At 54.8% G+C, this 7036-nt stretch carries 8 protein-coding genes and 1 tRNA gene; all 9 read left to right on the top strand.

Features of this window, described 5'->3' with window-relative positions; translation table 11 throughout:
* Positions 1 to 75: 75 nt before the first annotated feature.
* The gene (gene rpmG / locus B2952_RS00475) at positions 76 to 228 is read left to right on the top strand and encodes a 50S ribosomal protein L33 (protein WP_014545993.1); all 153 of its coding nucleotides are present in this window, start codon (positions 76 to 78) and stop codon (positions 226 to 228) included.
* A 12-nt stretch (positions 229 to 240) separates the two neighbouring features.
* A tRNA-Trp gene (locus B2952_RS00470) sits at positions 241 to 313 on the top strand.
* Positions 314 to 334: 21 nt separating this feature from the next.
* The gene (gene secE / locus B2952_RS00465) at positions 335 to 523 is read left to right on the top strand and encodes a preprotein translocase subunit SecE (protein WP_173366599.1); all 189 of its coding nucleotides are present in this window, start codon (positions 335 to 337) and stop codon (positions 521 to 523) included.
* Positions 524 to 527: 4 nt separating this feature from the next.
* A complete protein-coding gene (nusG, locus tag B2952_RS00460; RefSeq protein ID WP_173366600.1) occupies positions 528 to 1070 on the top strand; it encodes a transcription termination/antitermination protein NusG in 543 nt (180 codons plus the stop codon).
* A 30-nt stretch (positions 1071 to 1100) separates the two neighbouring features.
* Positions 1101 to 1526, top strand: coding sequence for a 50S ribosomal protein L11 (gene rplK / locus B2952_RS00455; protein WP_173366601.1), 426 nt, complete (start codon positions 1101 to 1103; stop codon positions 1524 to 1526).
* A 39-nt stretch (positions 1527 to 1565) separates the two neighbouring features.
* A complete protein-coding gene (gene rplA / locus B2952_RS00450) occupies positions 1566 to 2252 on the top strand; it encodes a 50S ribosomal protein L1 (RefSeq protein WP_173366602.1) in 687 nt (228 codons plus the stop codon).
* Between the two features lie 8 nt (positions 2253 to 2260).
* A complete protein-coding gene (gene rplJ, locus B2952_RS00445) occupies positions 2261 to 2806 on the top strand; it encodes a 50S ribosomal protein L10 (RefSeq protein WP_173366603.1) in 546 nt (181 codons plus the stop codon).
* Positions 2807 to 2857: 51 nt separating this feature from the next.
* A complete protein-coding gene (gene rplL, locus B2952_RS00440; protein ID WP_290736033.1) occupies positions 2858 to 3232 on the top strand; it encodes a 50S ribosomal protein L7/L12 in 375 nt (124 codons plus the stop codon).
* A gap of 103 nt (positions 3233 to 3335) precedes the next feature.
* Positions 3336 to 7036, top strand: a 3701-nt coding sequence (locus tag B2952_RS00435; RefSeq protein WP_290781452.1) for a DNA-directed RNA polymerase subunit beta, incomplete at its 3' end; no start/stop codon positions are given.

The following is a 7036-nucleotide window of genomic DNA, read 5'->3' as shown; positions in this document are numbered from 1 at the left end:
TTCGCTATCCGCGAAGGTGGCCGCACGGTTGGCGCCGGTTCCGTCACTGAAATCATCAAGTAATCAGGATTAAAAATGCCTAGAGAACTCATCGTGCTCGAATGCACAGAATGCAATCAGCGCAACTATGATTGCGACAAGAACAAGCGTCTTCATCCTTCCCGCGTGGAATACAAGAAGTACTGCCGCTTCTGCCGCAAGCATACTGTTCACAAGGAATCCAAGTAAGGAAGTCCGAATAGGTCGGTAGCTCAATTGGTAGAGTCACGGTCTCCAAAACCGTTGGTTGGGGGTTCGAGTCCCTCCCGACCTGGAAACTTCCTCCGGAGTCATCATGCGTAAGATTCAGCAATATGTCAAAGAGTCCATCCAAGAACTGAAGAAGGTCACGTGGCCTACTTGGGAAGAACTCAAGGGATCCACTCTCGTGGTGATGCTCTTTAGCGTCATTATGGGCTGCTATATTGCCGGTCTTGATTTTGTATTCTCCTGGATTGTAAACCAGATTATGGGTAGGGGTTAATGCTATGAAGCGTTGGTACGCCATCCATACTTTTTCTGGTCAGGAAAACAACATCAAGAAACACATCGAGCAGATGATTGAGCGCGAAGGCGTTCAAGACAAGTTCGGTCAGATTATCGTCCCCACCCGCGAGGTCGTGAGCAACGTCCGCGGGCGTCGTCGCGTTTCTGTACAGAGCCTGTTCCCTGCATACATCATTATAGAAATGGAGCTGGACGAGCTCACCCAGCACCTGGTGTCCACCATTAATGGTGTCACCCATTTCGCCGGAATGACACGCGCTTCTCGTGTCCCTATTCCGCTTCAACAGAGCGAGGTCGATCGTCTTCTTGGAGTTGATCCTGATAATTCCCTGGAAGGCGAGATCCAAATCCCGTACACGATTGGCGAAAGTGTCCGCATCAAGGAAGGTCCCTTCAAGGACTTTGTGGGCGTCGTAGACGAAATCATGGAAGACAAGACCAAGATCAAGGTCATGGTCACGGTCTTCGGTCGTTCTACGCCTGTCGAACTTGCCTTTAACCAGGTCGAGTCCGCCACCGCCTAGCGCTACGGTTTTTGCAACGGAGATAATAAAGTGGCAAAGAAAATCACAGGTTACATTAAGCTCCAGATTCCCGGCGGTGCCGCCAACCCGGCTCCTCCGGTAGGTCCTGCCCTTGGTCAGAAGGGCGTGAACATCATGGAGTTCTGTAAGCAATTCAACGCGAAGACCCAGGATGCGAAGGGCATGCTTACCCCGGTCGTCATCACGGTTTACGCTGACAAGAGCTTTACCTTCATCACGAAGGTTCCGCCGGTTCCGGTCCTCATCAAGAAGGCCGTCGGCATTGAGAGTGGTTCTGGTGAACCCAACCGTAAGAAGGTTGCTAAGATCACCAAGGCCCAGATCCAGGAAATCGCCCAAAAGAAGATGCCGGATCTAAACACAATCGACCTCGAAGCCGCCATGCGCATGGTTGCGGGTACTGCCCGTTCCATGGGTGTTGATGTGGTTGACTGAGGCAGGTAATTCACCGTTACGTATCTGACAGGAAACACCATGTTCAGAGGAAAAAAATACAAAAAGGTTGCCGAGACCTACGACCGTAACAAAGCCTACGGTTTGGCCGAAGCAATCGAAATCCTAAAAAAGTCCGAGGTGAAGTTCGACCAGACGGTCGAAGTTCATTTTAACCTCGGTGTGGACCCAAAACATTCCGACCAAGTGGTTCGTGGCACGGTTGTGCTTCCCCATGGTACCGGTCGCACGGTCCGCGTTCTCGTTTTCTGCAAGGACAACAACATTGAAATTGCAAAGAACGCAGGCGCAGATTACGCTGGCGGCGCCGACTTGGTTCAGAAGATTCAGGAAGGCTGGCTGGACTTCGATTCCGTCGTTGCTACTCCCGACATGATGCCGGTGATTAGTAAGGTGGCTCGCGTCCTCGGTCCTCGTGGTATGATGCCTTCTCCGAAGGCCGGCACGGTGACGGTTAACGTCGCCCAGACGGTCAAGGAACTCAAGGCCGGTAAGATCCAGTACCGCGTCGACAAGGGTGCAAACGTCCATGCTCCTGTTGGCAAGCTCTCCTTCACTGTTGATCAGCTGGTCGAAAACACCAAGTCTGTCATCGACTCTGTCGTGAAGAACAAGCCTCAATCTTCTAAGGGCACTTACATCAAGAGCCTCACTTTGACGGCTACGATGGCCCCGGGCATCAAACTTGATATGGCACTGACGCGCTAGGAGATACCATGAAAGCTGTAGTTAAAAAACAACAGACCGTGGATTCGCTCGTCGAGTCCTTCAAGGGCGCTACCGCCGTCTATCTGCTCAATTACCAGGGCATCACTGTCGAAAAGGACAATGCTCTGCGCAAGGCTCTCGCCTCCAAGGGCGTCAAGTACCACGCTGTGAAGAATACTCTTCTCAAGCGCGTTCTCGAAGCCCTCAAGGTCGAAGGTCTCGACGATCAGCTGACCGGAGCAACATCCGTCATGGTCGGCTTCGAAGAAGACCCGCTTCTGCCCGCACGCGAAATTGAAGCATTCCACAAAGCTAACCCCGATTTCTTGATTGCCAAGAGCATCTACCTCGATGGTAAGCCGATGCCTGGCTCCGAAGTCGTGAACCTCTCCAAGATCCCGGATCGTAAGGGCATGATCGCTTTGATCGTCTCCATCGCTCTCGGACCTGGCTCCACGATTGCAGGTCAGATCAAGACTCTCCAGGAAAAGCTGGAAAAAGAATCGGGTTCCGAAGCCGCAGCCCCTGAAGCTGCCGCCGCACCGGAAGCTTAACAACAAACCACAAACCAAAAATTTTAAACGGAATAATCGGAGAAACACATCATGGCAACTGATATCAAGGCACTGGGCGATCAAATCGTTGGTCTTACCCTTCTCGAAGCCAAGGCTTTGGCTGACTACCTTAAAGAAACCCACGGCATCGAAGCTGCTGCCGGTGGCGCTGTAGTTATGGCTGCAGCCGCTGCTGCTCCTGCTGAAGAAAAGACCGAATTCGACGTTATCCTCGCCGAAGTCGATCCGGCCAAGAAGATGGCTGTCCTTAAGGAAGTTCGCGCCATCACCGGTCTCGGCCTCGCCGAAGCCAAGAAGGTCGTTGAGACTGCTGGCAGCGTCATCAAGGAAGCTGCGCCGAAGGCTGACGCCGAAACTCTCAAGAAGAAACTCGAAGAACTCGGAGCAAAGGTTACCCTTAAGTAATGCTCCCAGTTCTCTGAACTGTTCTTACCAATCGCCTGCACGTAAGTGCGGGCTTTTGGTGTTTTTTTGCTAACTAGGCTCTTCACCGGATGAGGTATTTCAAATGACAACGGAGCGAAAAAGCTATTCCTCCAACAAGTTCCAGCTGGAGCTTCCGTACTTGATTGAAGTTCAGAAGGCTTCATACGAACAATTTTTGCAGGCCGATATCCCGCAGGAAAAGCGGTTGAATGCGGGCTTGCAGCGCGTCTTCCAGGACATCTTCCCGATTACCGATCCTAACGGGCTCTTTTCCCTGGAATACGAAAAGTATTACTTCGGAATACCGAAATACAGCATCCCCGAATGCCGTGAGCGTGGGCTTACCTACAACATGGAGCTCTACGCGACTCTCGCCCTCCGCGTTTTCGAGAAGGACGGCGAAGATACCAAGCTCAAGGAAGAAGTCAAGAACGATGTCCTTATCTGCGAACTCCCGATCATGACCGAGAACGGCACGTTCATCGTGAACGGTGCCGAACGCGTGGTCGTGTCGCAGTTGCACCGCTCTCCCGGTGTGAGCTTCGACGAAGAACTCCAGCCCAACGGCCATTCCGATTACAAGAGCCGTATCATTCCTCATCGTGGCGCATGGGTCGAGTTCAACATCGAAAGCGACGTGCTCTATGTCGTCATCGACCGCAAGAAGAAGATTGCGGCCACCGCCATGCTCCGTAGCATCGGCTTCGAGACGACCCAGGACATTCTGAACCTCTTCTACAAGAAGACCGAAGAGGTGAATATCGCCGAAGAAGCCGAGAAGTTCAACGAAGACGGCGTTTGCGTGCTTATCGACCGCATTGTCTTCAATGACGTGATCGACGAATCCACCGGCGAAATCATCATCGAGGCGAACTCCGTCATCGATGACCGCAAGCTCGAACGCCTCCGCGAAAGCAGCGTCGAGAAGCTCGTGCTTCTCTCCAAGGAAGAAGAAAACCTCCTCATCCACAACACGCTCGCTGCCGACAAGACTAAGTCCCGCGAAGACGCCCTGCGTTCCATCTACTCCGTTACGCACCAGCAGCAGGACGAAGCTCCGAACCTGCAGGCTGCCGAAAACTACTTTGATTCTATCTTCCTGAACGACCCGCGCAAGTACGACTTGGGCGAAGTCGGCCGTTACCGCTTGAACGCCAAGGTCTACACGCCGAAGATTGTCGAAATTCTCAAGAATGTCGGCGAACAGTTCAAGCAGTACAACATGGACAAGGAGCTCGAACTCCCGAGCGCCACCCGCACGACGATGAGCAAGGCCGACTTCCTCGCCGTCATCGAATACATGGTGGGCCTCTACGATGGCGAAGACGGATACACCAAGGACGATATCGACCACTTGGGCAACCGCCGCACGCGTTCCGTGGGCGAACTCCTCGCCAACCAGATTTCCGTGGGCCTCTCCCGCATGTCCCGCGTTATCCGCGAGAACCTCTCGCTGCATAACGAGGACGAACAGACGACTCCGCGCGACCTCGTGAATACGCGTACCGTGAGTTCCGTGGTCCAGGCGTTCTTTGGTTCCAGCCAGCTCTCGCAGTTCATGGACCAGATGAACCCGCTTTCGGAACTTACCCACAAGCGTCGTCTCTCCGCTCTCGGTCCCGGTGGCCTTTCCCGCGAACGCGCAGGCTTCGAAGTCCGTGACGTTCACTACACGCACTACGGCCGCCTCTGCCCGATCGAGACTCCGGAAGGCCCGAACATCGGTCTTATCAACTCCCTCGCATCCTATGCCGTCGTGAACCACTACGGATTCATCGAGACTCCGTACCGTATCGTGGGCCTCATCGACTTCAAGGATGCAAGCGGCAAGATTTTCAAGTTCCCCGAAGTCAAGTGGCACTTCGGCATCTTCAAGGGATTCGTGCACGATCCGCACTTCTTCCTTACGCAGCAGGAACTTTCCCGCAAGGAAATGGACAGCATCCGCATGAACCTCGACAACCGCCAGCGCGACCTGTTCGACATCTTCGCGAACAAGGTGTTCCAGGTGACCTATGCGGATGGCGATGTCCACTTCTTCAAGAACGGCTTCGAAATCGATGACTTCAACGGCAAGGCCGACTACGTCCAGGCTAGCAACGCCATCGAACAGGTCGTTTCCGACTTTATCACGTTCCTCACCGCCGACGAAGAAGACGCGTTCAAGGTGGCTCCGGCTTCTACCGAGCTCACCGACGACAACCGCTTCAAGGAAGAATACGTCATCGTCCGCGACAAGAGCGAATACCCGCATATCCTCCGTCAGGATTCCATTGATATCGGCGACATGGATGTCGAACGCATCGACCTCATGGACGTGGCTCCGATGCAGATTGTGTCCGTGGCCGCTGGCCTCATCCCGTTCCTCGAACACGATGACGCCAACCGCGCGTTGATGGGTTCTAACATGCAGCGCCAGGCGGTGCCTCTGCTCCGTGCGGAAGCCCCTGTGGTGGGTACCGGCCTCGAACGCCGCGCCGCCCTCGACTCGGGTACGGTTGTCCGTGCCAAGCACGACGGTAAGGTCACCTTCGTTGACGCCCGCAACATCACGGTGCAGCGCGGCAACATGGTCGACGGCAACTTCGTGCCGCTTACCGGCCTCGGCGAAAACTACGAATTCCTCGGCAAGGATCCGATTGACGAATACGTGCTCCGCAAGTTCGAGCGCTCTAACCAGGATTCCTGCGTGAACCAGAAGCCTATCGTGAATGTGGGCGACTTCGTCAAGGCTGGCGACGTGCTGGCCGACGGCGTGTCTACCGACCACGGTGAACTTGCCCTCGGCAAGAACATCCTGATCGGCTTCCTCCCGTGGAACGGCTACAACTACGAAGACGCCGTTATCATCTCCGAAGAACTCGCCATCAAGGACACCTTCACTTCCATCCACATCGAGGAATACGAACTCGACGTGCGCGAAACGAAGCGCGGTCCGGAAGAACTTACCCGCGAAATTCCGAACGTCGGCGAAGACGCTCTCCGTAACCTCGACGAGAACGGCGTTATCCGCGTCGGTGCCGAAGTCGGTCCGGACGATATCCTCGTGGGCAAGGTGACCCCGAAGGGCGAAACCGAACTTTCTCCGGAAGAACGTTTGCTCCGCGCCATCTTCGGCGAGAAGGCCGGCGACGTGCGTGATTCTTCCCTCAAGGCTCCTCCGGGAATGAAGGGCGTGGTGCTCGAAACCCGCATCTTCAGCAAGAAGGACAAGAGCGACAAGAAGAGCAAGGAAAAGGACCAGGAGACCATCGAAGAGATCCGCGCCAATTTCCAGGCCCAGATCGACAAGATCAAGGATTCCTGCCGCGAACACTTGTTCGAACTCCTCGGCGGCAAGCCCGCCGGCAAGGTGATGGACAACGAAACGCACGAACTCCTCATCCGCGAAGGCCAGACCTACACCGAACAGAATCTCGGCGCCATCGACGTGACCAAGGTGTCCCCGATGTCCCAGTTCGTGACGGGCGACGACGAACTCCAGGAACAGGTGCTCTCGCTCGTGATTGTCGCACGCGACAACCTCGACACGCTGACCCGCACCATGGAAAAGGAAATCGACAAGGTGACGAAGGGCGACGAGCTCAAGCCGGGCGTTCTCAAGAGCGTCAAGGTCTATATCGCCAAGAAGCGTTGCCTCTCCATCGGTGACAAGATGGCAGGTCGTCACGGTAACAAGGGCGTTGTCTCCAAGATCGTGCCTGTCGAAGACATGCCGTTCACCGAAGATGGTCGTCCGCTCCAGATTCTTCTGAACCCGCTGGGCGTGCCTTCCCGTATGAA

Source organism: Fibrobacter sp. UBA7003, from assembly GCA_002449765.1.
Lineage (GTDB): Bacteria > Fibrobacterota > Fibrobacteria > Fibrobacterales > Fibrobacteraceae > Fibrobacter.
This window is presented reverse-complemented; position numbering and strand designations above follow the sequence as displayed.

Bases quoted from the DNA above. Each gene is read 5' to 3' on its own strand.
- rpmG (WP_014545993.1), top strand. From the start codon at position 76: ATGCCTAGAGAACTCATCGTGCTCGAATGCACAGAATGCAATCAGCGC.
- secE (WP_173366599.1), top strand. From the start codon at position 335: ATGCGTAAGATTCAGCAATATGTCAAAGAGTCCATCCAAGAACTGAAG.
- nusG (WP_173366600.1), top strand. From the start codon at position 528: ATGAAGCGTTGGTACGCCATCCATACTTTTTCTGGTCAGGAAAACAAC.
- rplA (WP_173366602.1), top strand. From the start codon at position 1,566: ATGTTCAGAGGAAAAAAATACAAAAAGGTTGCCGAGACCTACGACCGT.
- rplJ (WP_173366603.1), top strand. From the start codon at position 2,261: ATGAAAGCTGTAGTTAAAAAACAACAGACCGTGGATTCGCTCGTCGAG.
- rplL (WP_290736033.1), top strand. From the start codon at position 2,858: ATGGCAACTGATATCAAGGCACTGGGCGATCAAATCGTTGGTCTTACC.